This is a genomic window from Pseudomonas farsensis (assembly GCF_014268805.2).
GTDB classification, from domain to species: Bacteria; Pseudomonadota; Gammaproteobacteria; order Pseudomonadales; family Pseudomonadaceae; genus Aquipseudomonas; species Aquipseudomonas farsensis.
The window spans coordinates 86,644-111,228 of sequence record NZ_JABWRF020000002.1 but is presented as its reverse complement, the minus strand read 5'-3'; the positions used below and the strand labels follow the sequence as shown (position 1 = coordinate 111,228).

The following is a 24,585-nucleotide window of genomic DNA, read 5'->3' as shown; positions in this document are numbered from 1 at the left end:
GGGCGTTTGGCAAAGGGAGCGACCTGATGGTCAAGCAATTGCCGGTGATGATCGTGGCCCTGTTGCTGGGCGCATGCTCCAGCAAACAGGGTGCTGACAGCGAACCGTCGCAGCCGCCCAAGGGGGGCTGCTATCAGTCGCAGTGGCAGGCCGAAACGGTGCCGGTGATCAACAAACGCATTGGCCCGGATGGCCTGGAAAAGTACGACGACGAACACCAGCGCAAGGCGCCGGGTTGCCCTTGATCGGCTCCCGGGCAACCTAACGCAGGTTTTGTGGTCTTGGACATTGGGGCTGCAAGGCAGCCCCCAACGAGGTTTTGGGATGAAAGCGCTACTGGCCTTGATGGCCCTGGCAACACTGGCAGGATGCTCACTGCTGCAGCCTGCGCCCGCCCCGGCGGAAAACTGGACCCGCTGGGTCTGCGACAGCCAGGCCGAAGTGCTGTGGCGTTTTGCCGACCCGCAACAGGACCAGGTCGATGTACGCCTTGGCGGCGCTGACCAGGTCTACCGGCTCAAGTCCGAGCCGGGCGCCTCCGGCGCGCTCTACAGCGACGGCGTGCTGGCCTTCCACACCAAAGGCGATGAAGGCCTGGTGTACTGGGTGGCGACCGATGATCTGATTGGGCGGGGCTGCAAGGCACCGTGACTGGCCGGGCTGCCACGGTGGCCCACACTACTTGAACAGCAACCGCCCCTGCGGCAGGCTTGCACGAAACAAACGACGCTTGTCGGGAGAGAGATACACAATGGCACTCATTAGCATGCGCCAGATGCTGGACCACGCCGCCGAGTTCGGTTACGGCGTTCCGGCTTTCAACGTCAACAACCTTGAACAGATGCGCGCAATCATGGAGGCCGCCGACAAGACCGACTCTCCGGTCATCGTCCAGGCCTCCGCGGGTGCCCGCAAATACGCAGGTGCGCCGTTCCTGCGCCATCTGATCCTCGCCGCCATCGAAGAATTCCCGCACATCCCGGTGTGCATGCACCAGGACCACGGCACCAGCCCTGACGTCTGCCAACGCTCCATCCAGCTGGGCTTCAGCTCGGTGATGATGGACGGCTCGCTGGGCGAAGACGGCAAGACCCCCACCGAGTACGACTACAACGTCCGTGTGACCCAGCAGACCGTGGCCATGGCCCACGCCTGCGGCGTTTCGGTAGAAGGCGAGCTGGGCTGCCTGGGTTCGCTGGAAACCGGCATGGCCGGCGAAGAAGACGGCATTGGTGCCGAAGGCGTTCTGGACCACAGCCAGATGCTGACCGACCCCGAAGAAGCCGCTGACTTCGTCAAGCGCACCCAGGTCGATGCCTTGGCCATCGCCATCGGCACCAGCCACGGCGCCTACAAGTTCACCAAGCCGCCTACCGGCGACGTGCTGGCTATCGACCGCATCAAGGAAATCCACAAGCGCATCCCCAACACCCACCTGGTGATGCACGGTTCGTCCTCGGTACCGCAAGAGTGGCTGGCAATCATCAACCAGTACGGTGGCGACATCAAAGAAACCTACGGCGTACCGGTTGAAGAAATCGTCGAAGGCATCAAGCACGGCGTGCGCAAGGTCAACATCGACACCGACCTGCGCCTGGCCTCCACCGGCGCCATGCGTCGCCTGATGGCGCAGAACCCGAGCGAGTTCGACCCGCGCAAGTTCTTCGGTGAAACCGTCAAGGCCATGCGCGACGTGTGCATCGCCCGCTACGAAGCCTTCGGCACTGCCGGCAACGCCTCGAAGATCAAGCCGATCTCCCTGGAAGGCATGTTCCAGCGCTACGCCAAAGGTGAACTGGCCGCCAAGATCAACTGATCTGCTTCCGATGCCCAGGAAACCCGCAGAGATGCGGGTTTTTTTTTGGTTCTTCACGGATTGCCGGGAAAGTCATTCTTGATCTTCATGAAAAAGAATTCGCTGTCCCGGTAGCCGTAAGCCATCCGTTTGATCACCTTGATCCGGTTGTTAATGCCCTCCAGCTGCCCCGTATGCATCGGCCAGCGCACCCTACTCAGGATGCCGCGCCAGTAGTTTTTCAAGCGTTTAGCGAACTGCTTCAGTGCTGGTATCGCGCTTTCATCAGCCAGTCGCAGCCATTGCTTCCAGGCTGATCGCCAGCCCCAGGCGGTGGCGGGTGACCACAACGCTTTGAGTTCTGCTTTCATCAGATAAACCGTCATCAACGATTGATTAGCCGCCAGCAGATCCTTCAGGCGCACCTGCTGATCTTCACGTTTGAGATTCCTCGGGTTACGCAGCAGCAGCCACCGCGCCTGCTTGATCACCTTGCGAGCAGGTTTGTCATCACGCAGGCGGTTGGCCTCGTCGACCCGCACCCGATCAATCACCTCTCGCCCATACTTGGCGACCACATGAAACAGGTCGTACACCACTCTCGCCTGAGGGCAGTGCTGGCGCACTTCCAGGTCGAATGAGGTGTTCATGTCCATTGCCACGGCTTCGATCCTCGCACAGCCCTCCGGCCCCAATTCTTCAAAGAACGGTCTGACCGCGGCTCGGCTGCGACCTTCGCCAATCCAGAGCACTCGACGGGTATCAGCATCCAGCACCACGCTGGCGTAGCAATATCGTGCACAAGAACGCCGGTTTGTAGATGTGTTTGCTCGCACGAACATCATCCATCAAACCGGCGTTCTTGTTTCTGTCTTTCCCAGGATTCCGTGAAGAACCTTTTTTTTGCGGGAACGTGGCGTATTTCAACGGGTGCAGGGCCCGCGTTCTACTGACAGTTTTGTCAGTTACTCCCCGCAACTTTTCGTTCTAATGTGAGGACTCTTTGAACTCGCAGGGAGTCACGACCATGAGAATTGATTGGACCACGGGTGAAACGATGGCGCTCGAAAACGATCAACCTCCGCCCCAGGATTTTTTAGACATGCGGGATGCATATCTGCCCACTCTCATGTCCTGTGAGTATGGTTGCAACGATGTTTGTGAGCATGTAATGGATGCTGCAGAGCTCATGGCCGGTTGGTGCCCGAACGGAAGTTGGTCGGGGGGAATCTGCAAGCCTGCCAATAACAACCGAAGCAACTGGATGGGCATTTACGGCGGTGCGCGGGTATTGCCGATTGGCGAATGCATATTGTTAGGTACGCATAACGCCGGGTGCGACAAGTATGCGCCGCGCGCGTCGTCGAGTGCGACGTGCCAGGATGTGCCTATCTATGACCAGTTGATCTGGGGTATTCGGGTATTTGACCTGCGTGTTCAGTTTTTCGGCGCTGGCTCAGGCCCGAACCGCTTCATGATCTTTCACGGCTCTACAAATGGTCGAACCGTTGAAGTCGACGTGTTGCAAGCCTTGTTGAGGTATCGTCGTGACGCTGCTGCTGACAAGGAAATCGTGATTCTCGACTTCCATGAGTTCAAAGGTTTCAACGCTGCGGCACATCTAGAGTTCTGTGCATTGTTAAAAAGGGTATTGGGTAGTTCCATCATCCCTCCGACGTGTAAGGACGCGGCCATCGTGCAGCTCTGGCAGCTGAAAAAAAATACTGTGGTGGCCTATAACGATTCGCACAGGGACACCGCGTTCTGGGGGGGGGTCACTCAGCGCTGGATTGGCAGTAATACACCCAGTCGAGATGAAATGGCTGCATTCATAGCGCGGGTGGGGGGGGAGCCCAAACCTTTTGGTGAATTGCGCTCTGTACAGGCCGCATACTATTCCATGCCTTTCTTTGTTCCCAAGGACCTTTCCGGGGATGTGATGGGATGGTTTGCCGCCACCTATGCCGGGGGGCCAATATCAGATCACTTCATCATCAACACCGACTGGTCGCTGCGTTGCCGCATGGCGGATAACGTTATCTATGGGAACGATATCAGGGCACGAAGACGCAATGCGCATGTCATCTTGTCATCACCTAACCAGGCAGGCCCGGAGATCCAGACGATGTCGTATGGGATCTACAATGTTGCCAACGCTAACTGGGCATCGCCTCTCACCTTTGGTGCCAACACATCCGGCTACACGTCCGTGCAAGTGATCACCAGCGATGCCGAATGGCCCTGTGAGCTACGTTATGGCGGGCACGTTCGGCAAATAAAAAGAGGTGACAGGCTCGTATTCAAGGTCAAGCATGGCTCACTGCCGCAATTTCTCGACCATTTCAACGATCTGCAATAGCTTGCAGGGGCGCGGCAACGCCTGAAAAAGCCGGCATCACCGCATCATGCTGTGCATTAAAGTTCGTTGGGCTACATGGCAGCCTTGAGTGCACAGCATAAGCGGCAATGGCGGCTTTTTTGTGCGCGGCGTTTGCGCAGGGCGCGTTGACCATTAGTCGGCTACCCTGAAATTCATGGCGTATAGCCATAAACACCCCTTTGCGTCTTCCGGGGCCATAGCTAGAGTAAAGATCGGATCCAATGACAGGTTGATTGTCGTACTCACAAGAGAAGCAGCATGGATGTGGCTCACACGCAATTAACGGATAACCGGTCGGTTTTGCTGGTTGTAGACGATTACCCAGAAAACCTGACCAGCATGCGCGCCCTGTTATCACGGCAGGATTGGCAAGTATTGACCGCAAGTTCAGGGGTGGAAGCCCTGAGTACTTTGCTTGAACATGAAGTCGACCTGGTGCTGCTCGATGTGCAGATGCCTGAGATGGACGGCTTCGAGGTTGCCCGCCTGATGCGCGGCAGCCAGCGCACCCGGCTGACCCCGATCATCTTCCTCACCGCCAACGAACAATCCCAGGCCGCTGTGCTCAAGGGGTACGCCAGTGGCGCGGTGGATTACCTGTTCAAACCCTTCGACCCGCAAATACTCAAGCCCAAGGTGCAGGCGCTGCTCGAGCAGCAGCACAACCGGCGCATGCTGCAACGCCTGACCCGTGAGCTTGAATCGGCACGGGCGTTCAATGCCTCCATCCTGGAAAACGCCGCCGAGGGCATTCTGGTGGTCGATGAGGCAGGCATCATCGGCTTTGCCAACCCGGCCATCTCGAGGTTGCTGGAGAGCCCGGTGGATAAGCTGCAGGGTGCCCATGTGCTGGACCTCATCCAACTGCCCTGCGCGAGCCTGTGGCGCGAGTCGGCCTTCTACCAGGCGTACCTGGGGCGCAAGATCTTCCGCGTCCACGACGCCCAGTTGCGCACCTTGAGCGGCCAGTTGGTGCCTGTGGCGCTGTCCTGCGCGCCGCTGCCCGCCGAGCAGCGGGCCATGGTGGTGACGGTGCTGGACATGTCGGTGGTGCGCAACCTGCACCAGCAGCTTGAGTACCAGGCGGTCACCGACCCGCTGACCGGCTTGCTCAACCGCCGCGGCTTCTATCAGGCCGCCGAAAGCGCGCTGCTGCGCACCGAGCGTTCTGACAAGGCCAAGGCACTGATGTACATGGACCTGGACGGCTTCAAGCGGATTAACGACCTGCTCGGGCATGATGCCGGCGATCAGGTGTTGCGCTGGGTGGCCGAGCAGCTCAAGGACTGCCTGGGCAACGAGGCGTTGCTGGCGCGCATGGGTGGCGATGAATTCACCGCGTTGTTCGACGGGTTGCCCTACCCGGAGCAGGCCGGGCGCTTTGCCGAAAAACTGCTGGAACGGATGTCAGGCTTCAAGGAAGTCGACGGCATGGAGGTCAGCCTTGGGGTGAGTATCGGCATTGCCACCTACCCCGAGTGCGGCGCCAATGTCGAAGGCCTGCTGCGCGCCGCGGACGCTGCCATGTACGCCGCCAAGCAGGCCGGCCGCCAGCAGTACCGTTTCTATGACCAGGAACTCAACGGCCGCGCCCGCTCGCGGCTGATGCTCGAAGACAGCGTGCGCGAGGCCATCGAGCAGAACGACTTCACCCTGGTCTACCAGCCCCAGGTGGCGTTTGCCGATGGACGGCTGCGCGGTTTCGAGGCGCTGCTGCGCTGGAAACACCCCAGTGTCGGCGACGTGCAGCCGGGGCTGTTCATTCCGCTGCTGGAGGAGGCCCGGTTGATCAACCGGCTGGCCAGCTGGATCTACCGTAAGGGCGCCGACCAGCGGCGCAAGTGGAGCGGGCGCTTTGGCAACGAATTGGTGCTGGGCATCAGCCTCAGCCGCGCGCAGTTCGCCATGCCGGGCCTGCCCGACGAGCTGGCGCGGGTGATCGAGGAGTACGGCCTGCAGGCTCACCAGTTGGAAGTCGAGGTGGCCGAGACCTCGTTGATGTACAACATCGATGCGGCGGTCAAGCAACTGCACCGCCTGCGCGAGCTGGGCATCCGCGTGGCGCTGGACGATTTTGGCGCCGGTGACTGCTCGCTGCGCATGCTGCGCGACCTACCCATCGATACCCTCAAGCTGGACCGCCATCTGGTGGCACGGCTGCCGGAGTCTGCGATCGATATCGCCCTGGTGCGCAGCGTCATCGACCTGTGCGCTGCCTACGATATCACGGTCATTGCCGAAGGCGTCGAAACCCAGGCCCAGGCTGACTGGCTTAAGGGCGCTGGGTGTGCCTATGTGCAAGGGTTTCTGGTGGCGCGGCCGCTGGTGCCAGACGATGCGGGTGATTTTCCGGCGGTTTTCCCTTGGCCGGCCTGATTGGCTAAACTCGCGCTCACCCCAGCCGAACAGCCCGCCATGACCGCATTACGCTACCTGCAAGCCTACCCGCCGCAACTGCAAGACCAGGTGCGCCAGATGATCGCCAGCGGCCGTCTGGGCGATTACCTGCAGCAGCGCTACCCCGAACGGCATGCGGTGCAGAACGACAAGGCGCTGTACAGTTATGCCCAGGATTTGAAGCAGACGTTCCTGCGCAGTGCCCCGCCGCTGGACAAAGTGCTGTTCGATAACCGCCTGGACCTCACCCACCGTGCGCTTGGCCTGAATACTGCGGTATCGCGTGTGCAGGGCGGCAAGCTCAAGGCCAAGAAAGAAATCCGTATTGCCGCGCTGTTCAAAGAGGCAGCGCCGCAGTTCTTGCGCATGATCGTGGTGCATGAACTGGCGCACCTGAAGGAACGCGACCACAACAAGGCGTTCTATCAGTTGTGCCAGCACATGGAGCCGGACTACCACCAACTGGAATTCGACCTGCGCGTCTACCTGACCTATCGGGAGCTGCCGGGCCACACCTAGAGACAAGTGCCCCATGACCACGCAAACCAGCAAGACCCGCAGCAGCTTCTATCGGCGCCTGTACGTGGCCTGGCTGATCGACAGCGGCAACGCCACCACGGTGCCTGCGTTGATGGAGGCGACCGGCATGCCCCGGCGCACTGCGCAGGACACCATTGCCGCGTTGGCCGACCTGGATATTGTCTGTGAGTTCGAACAGCAGAGCGGCGCGCGCAATCACGCCGGGGACTATCGCATTCGCAACTGGGGCGCCATCGACAAACAGTGGATCAGCCAGCACCTGGGCCAGCTTCGCGACGTCCTGGGCTATCCGTGAAGCCTGGTAATCACCTTGGCTGCCAGCGCACGGCCAAAATAGAGGCTAAATGACATTATTGCCCGCTGCCCTCAGCCGCAGGCTTGTGTAATCTGCAAAAGCTATGCGTGGTACAGATCGCCAGTTTCAGCGTGGAGCCCCCAATTGCACAGGGATTTGAGATGCGGCCACTGCTTTGCGTTCTTGGTTTACTCGGCATGCTTTGTGCGCTGCCGGCGGCGGGTCAGGCCAAGTTGCGCCTGGTTGCCGACAGTTGGCCACCCTTTACCGACACCAGCATGCCGGGCGGGGGCCTTGCCACCAGTCTTGTAACCACCGCGCTGAACCGCGCAGGGTTCGACACGGTGTTTGAAGAGGCGCCTTGGGCGCGTGCGCTGATGGGCATTGGCGAAGGACGCTACGACGTGTTGGTGAATGCGTGGTACAGCGACGAGCGTGAGCTGCTGGGCGAGTTTTCCGGGCCTTACCTGACCAACCGCATTCGCCTGCTCAAGCGCCAGGGGCAGGCGTTCAGCTACCAGCATCAGGCCGACCTTTACCCCTACAGTATTGCCGTGGTGCGCGATTATGCCTATTCGTCGGCGTTCGACGACGATGAGCGTCTGAACAAGGTTGTAGTGCGCAATTTCTCATCGGCGGTGCGCATGCTGGCGGCCGGGCGGGTCGACCTGGCAGTCGAAGATGAGTATGTGGCCCGTTACAACCTTCAGCGCGAGCCGCCGCAGGTGCGTGATGCGATCAGCCTGGTGGACCCGCCGCTTGCCGAGAACAGCCTGCATATTCTGGTCAGCCTCAAGCACCCCGAGCATCAGCAGATCGTGGCGCGCTTCGAAAAGGCGATAGCCGCGATGAAAGCAGACGGCAGCTATGCCCGCCTGTTGCGCCAGCATGGGTTCTGAAAGCTGACGTTACGCGGTCAATGTAGGAGCGGCCTTGTGTCGCGAAAGGGCTGCAAAGCAGCCCCAGGATCTACGCATCCCGCCAAATCGTTGGGGTTGCTTCGCAACCCTTTCGCGACACAAGGCCGCTCCTACAGGAGACTGCGTTGGCCGCGGTGTGGGCAGCGTTCAGCCCGCCTGCCCTTCCTTGATCAGGTGCCCAGCCAAGGTGCGCAGCGGCCCCAGTTGCCGGCAGATCAGCGCCAACTGCGTTTGCACCAAACGCTGATGTTCGTCCAGTTCTTCCGGCATCTGCTCCAGCGCATTGGCCAGCGCTTCTTCGGCATCGCTGTGAATCGCCACCGGCAGCCGTGCAGCCAACCCATTGGCGATTTCGTCCAGGCTCGCCGCCAGGGTTTGCCCGGCACCGTCGATCAACTGCTCGTGCACTTCGGCCGGCAGCGCCGTGTCGCGGTGCGCGCCGAGGCCTGACAGGTAGCTGAGCAGGGTGTGCGACAGCACCAGGAAGCGGAACCCCACGTCGGCTTCCTTACGGAAATGCCCAGGCTCCATGAGCATGTTGGCAAGGGTCGTGGACAGCGCCGCATCGGCGTTGTGCGCATTGCGCCGGGCCAGGCGGTAGGCCAGGTCGTCGCGCTTGCCGTGGGCGTACTGCTGCATGATCTGGCGCAGGTACTGGCTGGCGCACGACAGCGTGTTGCCCAGCACCTTGTTCAGGCGACGGCCCTGCCAGTCGGGCAGGAACAGGAACACCGCCAGGATGGCGATCAGGCTGCCGACCAAGGTGTCGAACAGCCGCGGCAGGAACAGCCCGTAGCCGTCGCCGATCTGGTTGAAGCAGAACAGCACCATCAGCGTGATCGCCGCCGTTGCCAGGGTGTAGCGGGTGGTGCGGTTGACGAAGAACACCACCCCTGCCACCACCGCGAAGGCCGACTGCACCAGCGGGTTGGGGAACAGGTCGAACAGCGCCCAGCCCACGGTGAGGCCCACGGCCGTGCCGAAGATGCGCTGCACCAGCTTGCGCCGGGTGGCGCCGTAGTTGGGTTGGCAGACGAACAGCGTGGTGAGGATGATCCAGTAACCCTGGGTCGGGTGAATCAGGTGCACCATGCCGTAGCCCACCGACAGCGCCAGTGACAGGCGCAGGGCGTGGCGGAACAGCAGCGAAGTGGGGGTGAGCTGGGTGCGCAGGCGTGTCCAGACATCCTTGAAGGTGCGTGGCGAGCGGTCCAGCAGGCTGCTGTCGCTGGCATCTGCCAGGCTGTCGGGGTTGCTGGCTGCGCTGAGCAGGCGGTCAAGGGTCGCAAGGTTGGCTGCCAGCGCCCGCAGCGAGCGTAGCAGGCCGCGCCAGGCCGGATTGTTCTGGGTGCGTAGTTGCTCCAGGGAGGCGTGCAGGTCTTCCAGCGCCTCGGGGTAGCCGCTGGCCAGGACGAACGGCTGGCGCAGGCGAATCGAGCGCGCCAGCTCCTGGCACGACGAGCCCTGTTTACGCAGCAGGCGCTGGCAGCGGAACATCACGTCGCTATGGAAAAACGCATCGGTCAGCGCGTTGTAGGGGTAGTGCGAGGCGCTGACCCGCTCGTGAATATCCTGGGCCAGGAAGTACAGCTTCAGGTAACGGCTGACCTTGGAGTTGGGCTGGCTGTTGCCGACTCGGTGCAGGATGATTTCCTTGGCCGTATTCAGCGCTGCCACGACCCGGCCGTTCTGCTGCGCCAGTTCCAGGCGGCGGGCCTCGACGTCGAGGGTGCGCACCGGCTCGAACAGGCTGGCCTTGAGCTTGAGGTAACTGCCCAGCTCGAAGAACAGCTTGGCCAGGCTCTGCTGCACCGGCTGGTTGGAAAACAACGCCTGCCACAGCACCGACAGCAGCCCGTACCACGCGGCGCCTGCGACCAGCAGCAGCGGCTCGTGCCAGAAGTCGCTGACTTCGCCGCCGCGCTGGTCCACGCCGATCATGGTGTACACCGACAGAATCAGCGTGGCCGAGGCAATCGCGCCATAGCGTTCGCCCAGCGCCCCGAGCATGGTCAGGCCGAACGCGGCCAGGGCCATGGAGGCGGCGAATATCCAGGGGTAGGGGAATAGCAGCTCGACCGAGAGGGCGGCGATGGCAAAGCACACCAAGGTTACCGCCAGCGCGCTGAGGCGGCCTTGCCAGCCGTCGTCGGTCTCGGCCAGGGCGCTGGCGATGATGCCCAGGAACAGCGGGATGAGCAGGCTCATCTCGTTTTGGTACCAGCACCAGGCCATGCTGCCGGTCAGCGCGATGGTGACCCGGATGGCGTAGCTGAACTTGTCTTGACCCCACAGGCGACGCAATGAATGGCGGAACGAGCTCGATGACATGATGGCCTGCTGGGCTGATATCAATAGGAACCTTTACGGCGCCATCGCGGGGCAAGCCCGCTCCCACAAGCAAAAGCAGGCTCTTGTGGGAGCGGGCTTGCCCCGCGATGTTTGTGCGCCTTCACCGCGACGGACCAGCCAGAAGCGTTCCGTGCTGCTGAAAGGTTTCCACTCTACACGAACTGCGCCGCGGCGTTAGCCGAAGCCCAGGCCCATTGGAAATTGAACCCGCCCAAATGGCCGCTGACATCCAGCACCTCACCAATGAAGTACAGCCCAGGGCTTTTGAGCGATTCCATGGTCTTGGACGACACTTCACGCGTATCCACCCCGCCCAAGGTCACCTCGGCGGTGCGGTAGCCCTCGGTACCGGCCGGTACCACCTGCCAGGCCGACAGTCGCTCGGCAACTTGGGCAAGCTCTGCCGGGGTGTACTGCTTCAACGGCTTGGACACGAACCACTGCTCGGCCAGCAGGTTGGCCAGCTTGCGGGTGAACACCTCGCCGAGCACGGTTTTCAGTTCGCTGTTGGGCCGTTCCACTTGCTGGCCTTGCAGCCACTCCAGGGCATCGCGGTCGGGCAGCAGGTTGATCTCGACCGTGTCGCCGGCTTCCCAGAACGATGAAATCTGCAAGATGGCCGGGCCGCTGAGGCCGCGGTGAGTGAACAGCAGGTTTTCCCGGAAGCTGTGCTCGTTGCAACTGGCGATGCAGTCCAGCGAGGTGCCGGAAAGCTCGGTGCACAGCGCCTTGAGCTGCGGTTCGGTGATGGTGAATGGCACCAGCCCGGCGCGAGTTGGCAGCAGTTCATGGCCGAACTGGCGCGCCACCTGGTAGCCGAAACCGGTGGCGCCGAGGGTCGGGATCGACAGGCCGCCGGTGGCGATCACCAGCGACTGGCAGGCGAACGGGCCGGCGCTGGTCTGCAAGGTGTAGCCGCTGTCGGTCTTGCTGATCTGCTCGATGCTGGTGTTCATGCGCAGTTCGGCGCCGTTGGCGTCGCACTCGGCCAGCAGCATATCGAGGATGTCGCTGGCCTTGTTGTCGCAAAACAGCTGGCCGAGCTTTTTCTCGTGGTAAGGCACGCCGTGCTTGCCCACCAGCTCGATGAAGTCCCATTGGGTGTAGCGGGCCAGCGCCGACTTGCAGAAGTGCGGGTTGTGCGAGAGAAAGTTGGCGGGCTCTGTGTACATGTTGGTGAAGTTGCAGCGCCCACCGCCTGACATGAGGATTTTCTTGCCCGGTTTGTTGGCGTGGTCGAGCAGCAGCACCCGGCGCCCACGGCGGGCAGCGAGCTGGGCACACATCAGGCCGGCGGCGCCGGCGCCGAGAATGATCACGTCGGTGGAATGCACGAAATTGCCTCTTTAAAAGCAGGGCCGCTGCGCGCCCCATCGCAGGCTATCGCCAGCTCCCACAGGGAAACTGCAACCCACTGTGGGAGCTGGCGATAGCCTGCGATGGGGCGCGAAGCGCCCCCAAAAAACATCAGATAATGCGGACCTTGAGCGAACGCCCTTTGATCTTGCCGCTGTTCAGCCGCTGCATGGCCTGCTTGGCCAACGCACGTTCCACGGCCACAAAGGCGACGAAATCAAAGATGGCGATCTTGCCGACCTGCTTGCCCGGCAGCCCGGCATCACCGGTCAGCGCGCCGAGGATATCGCCAGGGCGCAGTTTGTCTTTGCGCCCGGCACCGATGCACAAGGTGGTCATCACCGGCAGCAGCGGCTCGCCGCCTTTGTTTTTCAGGCTGTCGAGCTGTTCCCAGCGCAGCGGCTGCTTCTGCAGTTGCTCGATGGCCTGGGCGCGGTGGCCTTCGGCCGGGGCCACCAGGCTGATCGCCAGGCCCTTTTCACCGGCACGGCCCGTACGGCCGACGCGGTGCACGTGAATCTCGGCGTCACGCGCCAGTTCGACGTTGAGCACCATGTCCAGGCCGTCGATGTCCAGGCCACGGGCGGCCACGTCGGTGGCAACCAGTACCGAGCTGCTGCGGTTGGCGAACATCGTCAGTACCTGGTCGCGGTCGCGCTGCTCCAGGTCACCGTGCAGCGCCTGGGCGACGATGCCCTTGGCGGTCAGGTGGGCGACCACGTCTTCGCACTGCTGCTTGGTGAAGCAGAACGCCACGCACGAGGTCGGGCGGTAGTGGCCGAGCACGCGGGTGACGGCTTCCAGGCGCTGGTCGGCATCGATTTCGATGAAGCGCTGTTCGATCTGGTTGTCGCTGTGCAGCGCCTCGACCTTCACCTGCTGCGGCTGGCGCATGAAATTCTTGGCCAGTTGCTCGATGCCGGCCGGGTAGGTGGCCGAGAACAGCAAGGTCTGGCGGCGCGCCGGGGTCTTGCCGATGATGCTGGCGATGGCGTCGAAAAATCCCATGTCGAGCATACGGTCGGCTTCATCGAGCACCAGGGTGTTGAGGCCGTCGAGCACCAGGGTGCCTTTGTCCAGGTGCTGCTGGATGCGCCCCGGAGTGCCGACGACGATGTGCGCGCCGTGCTCCAGCGAAGCGATCTGCGGGCCCAGCGAGACGCCGCCGCACAGGGTTAGGATCTTGATGTTGTCCTCGGCGCGGGCCAGACGACGCAGTTCCTTGGCGACCTGGTCGGCCAACTCGCGGGTCGGGCACAGCACCAGCGCCTGGCAACCGAAGTAGCGCGGGTTGATCGGGTTGAGCAGGCCGATGCCGAAGGCGGCGGTCTTGCCGCTGCCGGTCTTGGCCTGGGCGATCAGGTCCAGGCCCCTGAGGATGACGGGCAGGCTCTGCGCCTGAATCGGCGTCATCGAGGCGTAACCCAGCGCCTCCAGGTTGGCCAGCATGGCGGTGGACAGCGGGAGGGTGGCAAAGGCGGTTTGTTCAACGGTCACGAGGCGGGCCTGCGGCGATGCGAAAAATGTCGCACAGTCTACCAGCCTCGTGGCCATTCACCCTACGGCTCTACATGTTGTTCCGGACGACGGGCACGCCTTCCATCCGTCGGCGACAGTTGCATGAAGATCGCCGCGGCCAACATGGCCATGACGCCGATGGTGACGAAGGTCAGCTGGAACGCGCCCAGTGTGGTTTCTACCCCGTCGGCGTTGCCTGCGGCCGTGAAACCGCCGAGCAGCGCGCCGGCGCAGGCCACGCCCAGGCTCAGCGAAAGCTGCGCCACCACCGACAGCAGACTGTTGCCACTGCTGGCGCTGGCATCGTCCAGGTCGATCAGGGTGACGGTGTTCATCGCCGTGAACTGCATCGAGTTTACCGCCCCCAGCAGTGCCAGTTGGGTCAGCAGCAGGGCGTATGGGGTCTGTTCATCGACCAGCCCCAGGCTTGCCAGCAGGATACCCAGCAACAGCGTGTTACCAGTGAGCACGATGCGATAGCCCAGGTGTTCGATCAGCGGCCGCGCCACCGACTTGGCCACCATGGCGGCGGCGGCGAGCGGGATCATGCTCATGCCGGCCTGGGCGGGCGAGTAGCCCAGCGCCACCTGCAACAGCAGCGGCACCAGAAACGGCAGGGCGCCGCTGCCCAGGCGGGCGAACAGGTTGCCGAGGATGCCGATGGCAAAGGTGCGCACGCGAAACAGCGATGGCGAGAACAACGGCTCGGGGTCGCGCCCGGCGCGCAGCCAGTAGGCGGCAAGGCAGGCCAGGCCTGCGAACAGCAACAGCATCACCCGCAGGTGCGGCAGGTGCAGCTCGCCCAGGCCTTCCATGGCGATGGTGATCAGCACCATCGCTGCGCCAAACAGCAGGAAACCCTGGCCGTCGAAGCGGGTGCGCTCGGCCCCGCGCAGGTCGGGGATGAATTTCCACACCGCATAGCAGCCGAGCATGCCCACCGGCAGGTTGAGCAGGAAGATCCAGTGCCAGCTGAGGATCTCCACCAGCCAGCCGCCGACGGTCGGGCCCAGCAGCGGGCCGAGCAGGCCGGGGATGGTGATGAAGCTCATGATGCGCACCAGCTCAGTGCGCGGGTAGGCCCGCAGCACCACCAGCCGCCCGACCGGCAGCATCAGCGCGCCGCCCAGGCCCTGGACGATGCGGGCAAAGATCAGGAAGCCGAGGCTGTTGGCCATGGCGCACAGCAGCGAGCCGAAGCTGAACAGCAGGATGGCGCCGAAGAAGATGCGCTTGGTGCCGAAGCGGTCGGCGATCCAGCCCGAGGCCGGGATCAGCAGGGCCACGGTGAGCATGTAGGCGATGATCACCCCCTGCATGCGCAGCGGGTCCTCGGCCAGCGAGCGGGCCATGGCCGGCAGCGCGGTGTTGAGGATGGTGCCGTCGAGTGACTGCATGAAGAAGGCGATGGCCACCACCCAAGGCAGCCAGCGGGCGGTGACGGGGTCAAGTGGGGCGCGGTCGGGCATGGCTAACCTCTCTGTGCTGTATTGGCTGTTCTGGCCTCATCGCAGGCTGTCGCCAGCTCCCACAGGGATCCAGGCAAGCTGCAGAAACCCAGGACAACTCGGTCTCAGTGGAAGCTCCCATAGGGATCCAGGCAAACTGCAGAAACCCAGGGCAACTCGGTCTCTGTGGGAGCTGGCGACAGCCTGCGATAGGGCCAGGCCTGTCGATCACAATGTCAGGGTCAACCCTCTGACCAGCGCGCCGGGCAGATGACTCGATCCAGTGCTGCGCTGGCTATAGGTGCTGGTCGAGAGGATCATCTCGCGCTCGCAGGTCAGCGCCTCCAGTTGGCTGCCCAGCAAACTGTACAGGCTGTCATCGAAGCGCATGGTGCTCACCGGCCCCTGGATCTGCCCGTTTTCTACCCAGAAGGTGGCGAAGCGGGTCAGCCCGGTCATGCGTGCGGCGGGCAGGTCCGAGTAGTTCAGGTACCACAGGTTGCTGATATACAGCCCGGTACCCAGGCGCTCAAGCACCTGCGCGCTGGGCAAATCGCCCGGCGCCAGGCTGAGCGCGCAGGGCGATTCATAGCTGTCGGCGCCATTGGCCGCCAACTCGAACTCGGCCGCGCTGCGCGCACTGACCAGCCGCTCCTGCGCCTGCCCTTCGACGATCAGGCGCAGGTCGCGGCGTGGCGAGCCTTCGTCAGAGAACGCCGGGCTGAGCGAGCCGCTTACCTGCTCGCTGAAGCTCACCAGTGGGCTCAACTGCGCATCACCGCTGTACAGCCGTTGCAGCGCGCTGTTGCCGGTAGCCAGCGCCTGTGCGGAAAACCCGCCCCAGCACAGCATGCCGGCGATTTCGTCCATGGCCGCCGGGGCCAGGTAGGCGCGGTAGCTGCCGGGCTTGAGGGTGATCGGCGCGCGGCCCAGGTGCTGCAGCTGCTCGCGGGCCTGGCGCAGGCGTGCGGCGAAGGTGTCGCTGCTCCACTGCTGGCCGGCGTAGTTGGCCTTCACCGCCTGGCCATTGCTGTGGAACAGGCTGAAGTCGAAGTTGAAACTATTGGCCTGGTGCCAGCCAAAGGCCCCGAACGAGCTGGCAAAGCCCCGGCAGATGGGGCCTGCGGCATAGATACCGACCAGGTCGAGCTGGCCGGCTTCGTGTGCGACGCCGGCCAGCACCTCGTCCAGCTCCGGCAGCGGCTGTTGCTGCAGGCTGTCACTGCGCCAGGCGTTCTGATCAAGGCTCAGGTACGGGTCAAGCGCCAGCAGGGGCAAGGTCTGGCGCAGTTGCGCCAGGGCTTCGTACAGGCGCTGGCGGTCAAGTTCGGCGTCGTCGCCCAAGGTGATCTGCTGCTCGGCTTGCCGGCCATCGCTGACCAGGCGCAGTTGCACGCTGGCCTGGCTCACCACCCCGGCCTGGCGTACCTGGGCGTGGTTGAAGCGGACAAACTGCGACTGTTCGGCGCTGTAGCCGAGGGTGAACTGCTCGCCCGGTTGCAGCGCTGCGCGCAAGGCCCCGAGCAGGCCCTCGAAGCGTTGTTGATAAGTGCTCATCAGGCGTCCCCTCCGAATACGTCGATCTGGCGGAACACGCAGGCCGGCGAAGCGTGGCCCACGCGCACCACCTGGTTGGGTTCGCCCTTGCCGCAGTTGGGCGTGCCCAGTACCTGGAAGGTGCTGCGGTCGCCCACCGCCGACAGGTTGCGCCAGAAGCCTGCAGAAATGCCGCGGTAGTTGGGGTTTTTCACCACGCCCTTGAGTTCGCCGTTTTCGATCAGTTGGCCCCACTCGCAGCCAAACTGGAACTTGTTGCGCGCGTCATCGATGGACCATGAGCGATTGGTGCGCATCAGGATGCCATGCTCGATGCCGCCGATCAGTTGTTCAAGCGACTGGTCGCCAGGCTCGATATTGAGGTTGGCCATGCGGTCGATGGGCGCGCGGTTCCAACTGCATGCCCGGCTGTTGGCAACGCCATCGAGGCCGGAGCGCAGTTGCGACAGCGCCCCACCGAGCGGGCGCACCAGCAGGCCGTCGCGAATCAGGAACTGCTTGTTGGCCGGAGTGCCATCGTCGTCGAAGGCGTAGCTTGCGAGTTCTTCGCCAATACCGGGGTCGAAGGTCACGTTGAGCAGCGTGGAGCCGTATTGCAGGCGGCCGAAGTCCTCGGCCTTGACGAAGCTGGTGCCGGCGTAATTGCGTTCATCCCCCAGAATGCGGTCCATTTCCAGCGGATGGCCGATGGACTCGTGAATCTGCAGCATCATCTGGTCGGGCATCAGCAGCAGGTCACGCACCCCGCTTGGCGTGTTGGGCGCCAGCAGCAGTTGCAGGGCCTGGTCGGCAACGTGACCAGCGGCGCCAATCAGGCCGCAGCGCTCGACCACATCGAAGCCGCCTTGCTGGCCGAAGTTTTCCCGGCCCAAGGTACGGCTTTGGCTGTCTGCGCCGTCGCTTGCAGTTACCCCAAGGCCTGGGAACACGAAGCGCTGGGCGTGGCGCAGTTCGGCGCCGGCGCTGTTGAGGTAGGTTTGCTCGACATGGGTGATGCCCAGGCTTGCCTGCCAGTCCACCAGGCGGCTGTCCTTGGGCACGCTGGCCGACTCTGCGGCGAGCAGTTGCAGGCACTCGGCAAGCGGCGGCAAGGGCTGGTCGAGGTTGGGCGAGAGGTGGTCGTGGCGCTGGCTCGGGGCGGGCTGGCCGCTAAGGTCGAGCAGGCTGTGCGGGCGGATTTGCCGGGCCAGCGCCTCGGCCTGTTCCAGGGCACGTTGCAGGCCGCTTTGCGACAGGTCGGCGGTGGCCGCGTAGGCCTCGACGCCGTTGACCCGCACGCTGAGCATCGCGCCTTCGTCCTGGCTGAAGTACGGCGGTTCGGCAACGTTGCGGCGAACCGAAAGCGACTGGTGCGATTGCTTCACATGGCGAAGCGAGAACACTTCGGCCGTGCTGCGCAGCGCAGCGAAACGCTGGCGCAGCAGGGCGCTGGAATCGAACATGGGACAACCTCCGGTGCGCGGTGGCTCCCCCTAGAACCACCCCTCTTGCATGCTCAGGCACGTGTCGTCGCGGGCCTCGAGCAATGCGAGGTCATTATGGCAGGGCGGTAGTTCCCAGGTGAGGAAATAACGCGCCGCTTGCAGTTTGCCGAGGTAGAAGTCGCGCTCGTTGCCGTTGAGCAGGCCGACTTCTGCGTGTATCGCCTGCTCCAGCCAGCGCCAGCCGATCACACAGTGGCCGAAGGCCTTGAGGTACAGCGCCGAGTTGGCCAGGGCACCGGCGACCTTGCCTTGTGCCAGGTCGCCGAGCAGCGCCAGGGTCACTCCTTGCAGGCGGTTGACCAGTTGCTCCAGTGGCTGGCGCAGGGCGTCGAGGTTGGGGTGATGGCTGGCCCGCTCGCAGGTGCCGGCCATTGAACGCACCAGGAGCTTGAGGCCGGCCCCGCCGCCTTGCGCCAGCTTGCGGCCCAGCAGGTCGAGCGACTGAATGCCCTCGGTGCCTTCATGGATCGGGTTCAGGCGGTTGTCGCGGTAGTACTGCTCCACCGGGTATTCGCGGGTGTAGCCATGGCCGCCGAGGATCTGGATCGCCAGTTCATTGGCCTTGAGGCAGTAGGCCGAGGGCCAGGACTTGACCACCGGGGTCAGCAGGTCGAGCAGTTGCTGGGCCTGGGTGCGCGCGGTGGCGTCGGGCGCGGTGTGGGTGTCATCGAACAGCCGTGCGGCGTAAAGGCCCAAGTCGAACGCGCCCTCTACATACGCCTTCTGCGCCAGCAGCATGCGCTTCACGTCACTGTGGGCGATGATCGGCACGGCTGGGCTGTGCGGGTCCTTGTTGTCCGGCGTACGGCCTTGCGTGCGCTGGCGCGCGTACTCCAGCGAGTACAGGTAGCCGGCGTAACCGAGCATGACCGCACCCATGCCGACGCCGATGCGCGCCTCGTTCATCATCTGGAACATGCACGCCAGGCCCTGGTGCGGCTGGCCAACCAGGTACCCCACGCACTGGCCTTGGTCGCCGAAGTTCAGCGCCGCCGACGTGGTGCCGCGCCAGCCCATCTTGTGGAACAGCCCAGCCAGTACCACGTCGTTGCGCGGCCCCAGGCTGGCATCGTGGTTGACCCGGTACTTGGGCACGATGAACAGCGAGATGCCTTTGACGCCAGGCGGTGCGTCGGGGAGCTTGGCCAGCACCATGTGCACGATGTTCTCGGACAATTCGTGGTCGCCACCGGAGATGAAAATCTTGTTGCCCTTGAGCCGATAGGTGCCGTCGCCAGCGGGTTCTGCGCGGGTGCGGATATCGGCCAGCGAGGAGCCGGCGTGGGGTTCGGTCAGGGCCATGGTGCCGAAGTAGCGGCCCTCGATCATGGGTTGCAGGAACAGGCGCTTTTGCTCATCGCTGCCGAAGGTCTCGATCAGGTTCGCGGCACCCATGGTCAGGAACGGATACGCCGTGGTGCCTGCGTTGGCGGCCTGAAAGTGCGCGAAGCAGGCTTGCGATACCAGGCTGGGCAGTTGCATGCCGCCGGCATCGAAATCGCGGTTGGCGTTTAGAAAGCCTGCTTGCAGAAACGCATCTACAGCCGGTTTCACTTCCTCGATCAACTCGGCGCGGCCGTCTACATAGCGCGGTTCGTGCTCGTCGGCCTTGCGGTTGTGCGGGGCGAAGTACTTCTCGGCGATGCTGCGCGCGGTGCCCAGGGCTGCGTCGAAGGTTTCGCGGGTGTGTTCGGCGAAGCGCGGGCGTTGGGTCAGGGCCTCGGCGTCGAGCACTTCGTAGAGTTCGAAGGCGAGGTTGCGCGGGCAGAGCAGGGTGTCGGGCATGGTCGCGGTCCTGGGGCGGGATGCTGCGAGTCTAGGAGCGCAGATTGGGGGTGGATACCATGATTGATTCAGGTGATGGTGGAGGGGAGAGCGCGATAGCTGTCAGGCCAAAAACAACGCACCGTTAGATTCCAGCGGCCGAAAGAAGCCTTTTATGCAGTTGAAATCACGTACGCACAGTTGGACGTGCGTTTCCTGTCGAAAGAAGTTGCTGATACATCTAGCGGTAAGGCTCCTTGAGCTCTCCACTCGCGGTGAAAACCCCCGTCTTTTCGCGAAATGCTCTAGCTTCGGCAGGGTCTTCAGACAATATCTGGGCGAGCTGGCGGATGCGTTGGGCTGCCTCAATGTGAGGATTGCCGGCCTTGGATTTGTTGGATTCTTTCGCAGTCATATCGCTCTCCATCTAATGCGTTTTGCTGCAAGCAGTGGGGAGGAGTCTATGCGGAGTTGGGGATGGAGCGTTGAGCGTGGTACTGGCCGTTATGGCCTCTTCGCGGGTCAAACCCGCTCCCACGTTGTGGCTTGCCACTACATCGATGCCGTTTTACGCGGTCAGTGTAGGAGCGGCCTTGTGTCGCGAAAGGGTTGCGTAGCAGCCCCAGGATCTTAGCTTCATGCAAAATGGCTGGGGCTGCTTTGCAGCCCGTCGCGACACAAGGCCGCGCCTACACGGGATCAGATCTGGCAGGCGCTGACGTAGCTTCGGCAAACACTCGCAATCACAGCGCCACAAAAAAGGGAGGCCAAGTTGGCCTCCCTTTCAATGTTGCCTGTCAGCGTCAGCCGATCGTCATCAAGCTGGCATTGCCGCCGGCCGCCGCGGTATTCACACTCACCGCCCGCTCGATCACCAGGCGCTCCAGGGCTATCTGGTGATCGCCACTCGACAGCCCGTGTACGCCAACGATCGCCCCGGCACGCTTGGCCACCTGTTCGCAGATGCCGCGCAGCTGGTCCGAGTCGCCGTGGTGAATGACCGCGTCGAAGGCCACTTCGTCCTTGTTCCAGTCGGCAACCAGCTTGACCTTGGCTTGCACTTCCTTCGGCAGGCGACCACGCAGGGCTTTGGCCGGCTCGCCGTCCTGGAACACCGCAGCGCTGCCGACCGCCAGCACTGCTGCCAGTTGCGCCTGCAGGTCGGCTTCGTTGTCGGCCAGGCACAGCACATGCTCACGCGGCAGTACTGAGTAAGTGTTGCGCTCACCGGTCGGGCCAGGCAGTACACGGGTGATGCCGCTTTGCGTCTGCTCGGCGAACTGCGCGCACAGGGCAGCGAGGTCGCCGAGCTGGTTGCCTTCGGCCCAGGTCTTGAGCGCGTTCAGCGGCTTGAGCTGCTGGTCGCGAAGGGCGGTGTCGATTTTGGCTTCGCCGTCAGTACGCGCGAAGTGGCGGGCAATGGCGTCAGTCGGGCGGGTCGACAGCAGGCGGTACAGGTACAGCGGGCCGCCGGCTTTCGGGCCGGTGCCGGACAGGCCTTCACCACCGAACGGCTGCACGCCGACCACCGCACCCACGATGTTGCGGTTGACGTACATGTTGCCAGCGTTGACGTTGCCCACCACCTTGGCGATGGTCTCGTCGATGCGGGTATGCACGCCCAAGGTCAGGCCGTAGCCCGAAGCGTTGATCTGTTCGATCAACTGGTCGAGGTCCTTGCGGTTGTAGCGCACCACGTGCAGCACCGGGCCGAAGATCTCGCGCTTGAGCTCGTCGAAGCTTTCCAGCTCGATCAGCGTCGGCATGACGAAGGTGCCGCGCTTGATCTCCTCGCCCTCGGCGATGGCCACCTGGTACACGGCGCGGCCTTTCTCGCGCATGCCCTGGATGTGTTTCTCGATGCCAGCCTTGGCTTCGGCGTCAATCACCGGGCCAATGTCCACCGACAGGCGCTCCGGGTTACCCAGCCGGCTTTCGGCCATGGCGCCCTTGAGCATTTCGATGACACGGTCAGCGGAATCTTCCTGCAGGCACAGTACGCGCAGTGCCGAGCAGCGCTGGCCGGCGCTGTCGAAGGCCGAGGACACCACGTCGATGACCACTTGTTCGGTCAGCGCCGAGGAATCGACGATCATCGCGTTCTGCCCACCGGTTTCGGCGATCAGCGGGATGGGGCGGCCTTGGTTGTCCAGGCGCCCGGCGATGTTGCGTTGCAGCAGGCGGGCAACTTCGGTGGAGCCGGTGAACATCACACCTTTGACGCGCTCATCGCCCACCAGCCCGGCGCCGACGGTTTCACCGCGGCCCGGCAGCAGTTGCAGCACGCCTTCGGGGATGCCGGCGTCGAGCAGCAGGCGCACGGCTTGGGCTGCGACCAGCGGGGTTTGTTCGGCGGGCTTGGCCAGCACCGGGTTGCCGGCAGCCAGGGCTGCGGCCACTTGCCCGGAGAAAATCGCCAGCGGGAAGTTCCACGGGCTGATGCACACCACCGGGCCCAGTGGGCGGCAGTTGTCGTTGCGCAGGTCGTTGCGCGCCTGTACCGCGTAGTAGCGCAGGAAGTCCACGGCTTCGCGCACTTCGGCAATGGCATTGGCGTAGGTCTTGCCGGCTTCGCGCACTAGCAGGCCCATCAGTGGCTGGATGTCGGCCTCCATCAGGTCGGCGGCCCGCTCCAGAATTGCGGCGCGTTCGGCGGGCGGAGTGGCTTGCCAGATGGGCGCTGCGTTGACGGCGCACTGCACGGCATTGTTGACGTCGGCGACCGTGGCTTCCTGTACGTGGCCAACCACATCACGCTGGTCGGATGGGTTCAGTACCGGCGCCGCAGGCTCCTCGCTGGCAGCGCAGCCCAGCAGTGGTGAGGCTTTCCAGTCATTGTGGGCGGTCGCCAGCAGGGCGCAGGACAGTGACGCCAGGCGGTGTTCGTTGGCCAGGTCGATGCCAGCGGAGTTGGCCCGCTCGTTGCCATACAGCTCACGCGGCATCGGGATGCGCGGGTGCGGCAGGCCGATACCGCCTTCCTGGGTGGCCATGCGCTCGATGCTCAGCACCGGGTCTGCCACCAGTTCCTGAATCGACAGCGAGTGGTCGGCGACGCGGTTGACGAACGAGGTGTTGGCGCCGTTTTCGAGCAGGCGGCGAACCAGGTAGGCCAGCAGCGTCTCGTGGGTGCCGACCGGTGCGTACACGCGGCATGGGCGGTTCAGCTTGCCTTCAGCGACTTTGCCTACAACCTGTTCATACAGCGGCTCGCCCATGCCGTGCAGGCACTGGAATTCGTACTGGCCGGGGTAGTAGTTCTGCCCGGCGAGCTGGTAGATGGCCGCCAGGGTGTGGGCGTTATGGGTGGCGAACTGCGGGTAGATGGCTTCCGGCACGGCCAGCAGCTTGCGCGCACAGGCAATGTAGGAAATGTCGGTGTACACCTTGCGGGTGTACACCGGGTAGCCTTCCAGGCCCTCGACCTGGGCGCGCTTGATTTCGCTGTCCCAGTAGGCGCCTTTAACCAGGCGGATCATCAGGCGGTGGCGGCTGCGTTTGGCCAGGTCGATGACGTAGTCGATCACGTACGGGCAGCGCTTCTGGTAAGCCTGGATGACAAAGCCGATGCCGTTCCAGCCGGCCAGCGACGGCTCGAAGCACAGGCGCTCGAGCAGGTCCAGCGACAGCTCCAGGCGGTCGGCTTCTTCGGCGTCGATGTTGAGGCCGATGTCATATTGCTTGGCCAGCAGGGTCAGCGACAGCAGGCGCGGGTACAGCTCGCTCATCACCCGCTCGTACTGGGCGCGGCTGTAGCGCGGGTGCAGGGCCGAGAGCTTGATCGAGATGCCCGGGCCTTCATAGATGCCGCGCCCGTGCGAAGCCTTGCCGATGGAGTGGATGGCCTGCTCGTAGGACGCCAGGTACTTCTGTGCGTCGTGCTCGGTCAGCGCCGCTTCGCCGAGCATGTCGTAGCTGTAGCGGAAGCCCTTGGACTCGAACTTGCTGGCGTTAGCCAGGGCTTCGGCGATGGTCTCGCCGGTGACGAACTGCTCGCCCATCAGGCGCATGGCCATGTCGACGCCCTTGCGGATCATCGGCTCGCCGCTCTTGCCGATGATGCGGGTGAGCGAGGAGGTCAGGCCGGATTCATTGTGCGTGCTGACCAGCTTGCCGGTCAGCAACAGGCCCCAGGTCGCGGCGTTGACGAACAGCGACGGGCTGTTGCCCAGGTGTGGCTGCCAGTTGCCGGTGCTGATCTTGTCGCGGATCAACGCATCGCGGGTGCCTTTGTCAGGGATGCGCAGCAGCGCTTCGGCCAGGCACATCAAGGCCACGCCTTCCTGCGACGACAGCGAAAACTCCTGCAACAGGCCCTGCACGATACCGGCGCGGCCGCCTGCGCTCTTCTGGTTGCGCAGTTTGTCGGCCAGGGTCGCGGCGAGCTTGTTGGTGGCCTCGGCCTGGGCGGCTGGCAGGCGTGCCTGCTCCAGCAGCATCGGCACGACTTCTTGCTCCGGGCGGCGATAGGCGGCGGTGATCGCCGAGCGCAGTACCGATTGCGGCAGGATGCTTTCGGCAAACTCCAGGAAGCACTGGTGGGCATGGTCGGCGGCGACTTCGCCGGCGTCATCGCCCAGGTTTGCCGCTTGGCCGTTGAGGTCTTGCAGGGTGGCGCCACCCTCGAGCTTCTCGAGATAGTTGAAGATCGCTTGCTTGATCAACCAGTGCGGCGTGCGGTCGATGGACTGCGCAGCTGCTTTGAGTCGCTCACGGGTAGGGTCGTCAAGTTTGACCCCAAGGGTGGTCGTCGCCATTTCTTATCCTCATTATTGCCAC

Annotated in this window: 17 protein-coding genes and 1 pseudogene; 8 read left to right on the top strand and 10 right to left on the bottom strand. The window is 63.4% G+C overall.

The features are described from left to right. Positions 1-26: 26 nt before the first annotated feature. The 3 genes from HU719_RS09925 to fba all read left to right on the top strand — a co-directional run bounded on the left by HU719_RS09925 (position 27) and on the right by fba (position 1,816). The gene (locus tag HU719_RS09925; protein ID WP_186520422.1) at positions 27-245 is read left to right on the top strand and encodes a hypothetical protein; all 219 of its coding nucleotides are present in this window, start codon (positions 27-29) and stop codon (positions 243-245) included. Between the two features lie 79 nt (positions 246-324). Further along, on the top strand, positions 325-651 hold the full coding sequence (locus tag HU719_RS09920) for an MliC family protein (protein WP_186520421.1): 327 nt from the start codon (positions 325-327) through the stop codon (positions 649-651). 100 nt (positions 652-751) lie between these two features. Next, on the top strand, positions 752-1,816 hold the full coding sequence (gene fba / locus HU719_RS09915; RefSeq protein ID WP_186520420.1) for a class II fructose-bisphosphate aldolase: 1,065 nt from the start codon (positions 752-754) through the stop codon (positions 1,814-1,816). A gap of 53 nt (positions 1,817-1,869) precedes the next feature. Here the strand turns inward: fba and HU719_RS09910 are convergent. Then, positions 1,870-2,583: pseudogene (locus tag HU719_RS09910) on the bottom strand (ISL3 family transposase); the annotation flags it as partial. A 239-nt stretch (positions 2,584-2,822) separates the two neighbouring features. Between HU719_RS09910 and HU719_RS09905 the strand changes: the two are divergent. The 5 genes from HU719_RS09905 (at position 2,823) to HU719_RS09885 (ending at position 8,306) form a co-directional block, all read left to right on the top strand. Then, positions 2,823-4,154 (top strand): PI-PLC domain-containing protein, encoded by a 1,332-nt coding sequence (locus HU719_RS09905; protein ID WP_186536503.1) that lies wholly within the window; start codon positions 2,823-2,825, stop codon positions 4,152-4,154. A 279-nt stretch (positions 4,155-4,433) separates the two neighbouring features. Further along, positions 4,434-6,551: a putative bifunctional diguanylate cyclase/phosphodiesterase gene (locus HU719_RS09900; RefSeq protein WP_186536504.1), complete on the top strand. Its 2,118-nt coding sequence runs from the start codon at positions 4,434-4,436 to the stop codon at positions 6,549-6,551. 39 nt (positions 6,552-6,590) lie between these two features. Beyond that, positions 6,591-7,091, top strand: a complete 501-nt coding sequence (locus HU719_RS09895) for a M48 metallopeptidase family protein (protein ID WP_186536506.1) — start codon at positions 6,591-6,593, stop codon at positions 7,089-7,091. Positions 7,092-7,104: 13 nt separating this feature from the next. Beyond that, positions 7,105-7,407 (top strand): winged helix-turn-helix domain-containing protein, encoded by a 303-nt coding sequence (locus tag HU719_RS09890; RefSeq protein WP_186520416.1) that lies wholly within the window; start codon positions 7,105-7,107, stop codon positions 7,405-7,407. A 161-nt stretch (positions 7,408-7,568) separates the two neighbouring features. Next, the gene (locus tag HU719_RS09885) at positions 7,569-8,306 is read left to right on the top strand and encodes a substrate-binding periplasmic protein (protein ID WP_186536507.1); all 738 of its coding nucleotides are present in this window, start codon (positions 7,569-7,571) and stop codon (positions 8,304-8,306) included. Between the two features lie 168 nt (positions 8,307-8,474). Here the strand turns inward: HU719_RS09885 and yccS are convergent, their stop codons facing one another. The 9 genes from yccS to putA all read right to left on the bottom strand — a co-directional run bounded on the left by yccS (position 8,475) and on the right by putA (position 24,563). After that, positions 8,475-10,658, bottom strand: coding sequence for a YccS family putative transporter (yccS, locus tag HU719_RS09880; protein ID WP_186536508.1), 2,184 nt, complete (start codon positions 10,656-10,658; stop codon positions 8,475-8,477). 173 nt (positions 10,659-10,831) lie between these two features. Continuing rightward, positions 10,832-12,013, bottom strand: coding sequence for an aminoacetone oxidase family FAD-binding enzyme (locus HU719_RS09875; RefSeq protein ID WP_186520413.1), 1,182 nt, complete (start codon positions 12,011-12,013; stop codon positions 10,832-10,834). Between the two features lie 133 nt (positions 12,014-12,146). Then, positions 12,147-13,484: an ATP-dependent RNA helicase DbpA gene (dbpA, locus tag HU719_RS09870; RefSeq protein ID WP_238337693.1), complete on the bottom strand. Its 1,338-nt coding sequence runs from the start codon at positions 13,482-13,484 to the stop codon at positions 12,147-12,149. Between the two features lie 110 nt (positions 13,485-13,594). Beyond that, a complete protein-coding gene (mdtD, locus tag HU719_RS09865; protein WP_186520411.1) occupies positions 13,595-15,022 on the bottom strand; it encodes a multidrug transporter subunit MdtD in 1,428 nt (475 codons plus the stop codon). A 207-nt stretch (positions 15,023-15,229) separates the two neighbouring features. Beyond that, complete coding sequence (locus HU719_RS09860) at positions 15,230-16,558, bottom strand: TldD/PmbA family protein (protein ID WP_186536509.1); 1,329 nt, start codon at positions 16,556-16,558, stop codon at positions 15,230-15,232. After that, positions 16,558-18,000, bottom strand: coding sequence for a TldD/PmbA family protein (locus tag HU719_RS09855; RefSeq protein WP_186536510.1), 1,443 nt, complete (start codon positions 17,998-18,000; stop codon positions 16,558-16,560). Before HU719_RS09855 ends, HU719_RS09860 begins: the two co-directional genes overlap by 1 nt. 30 nt (positions 18,001-18,030) lie before the next feature. Then, a complete protein-coding gene (locus HU719_RS09850; RefSeq protein WP_186536511.1) occupies positions 18,031-19,827 on the bottom strand; it encodes an acyl-CoA dehydrogenase in 1,797 nt (598 codons plus the stop codon). A 220-nt stretch (positions 19,828-20,047) separates the two neighbouring features. After that, the gene (locus tag HU719_RS09845; RefSeq protein WP_186520407.1) at positions 20,048-20,221 is read right to left on the bottom strand and encodes a hypothetical protein; all 174 of its coding nucleotides are present in this window, start codon (positions 20,219-20,221) and stop codon (positions 20,048-20,050) included. A 388-nt stretch (positions 20,222-20,609) separates the two neighbouring features. Continuing rightward, positions 20,610-24,563: a trifunctional transcriptional regulator/proline dehydrogenase/L-glutamate gamma-semialdehyde dehydrogenase gene (gene putA, locus HU719_RS09840; RefSeq protein ID WP_186536512.1), complete on the bottom strand. Its 3,954-nt coding sequence runs from the start codon at positions 24,561-24,563 to the stop codon at positions 20,610-20,612. Between the last annotated feature and the right edge of the window lie 22 nt (positions 24,564-24,585).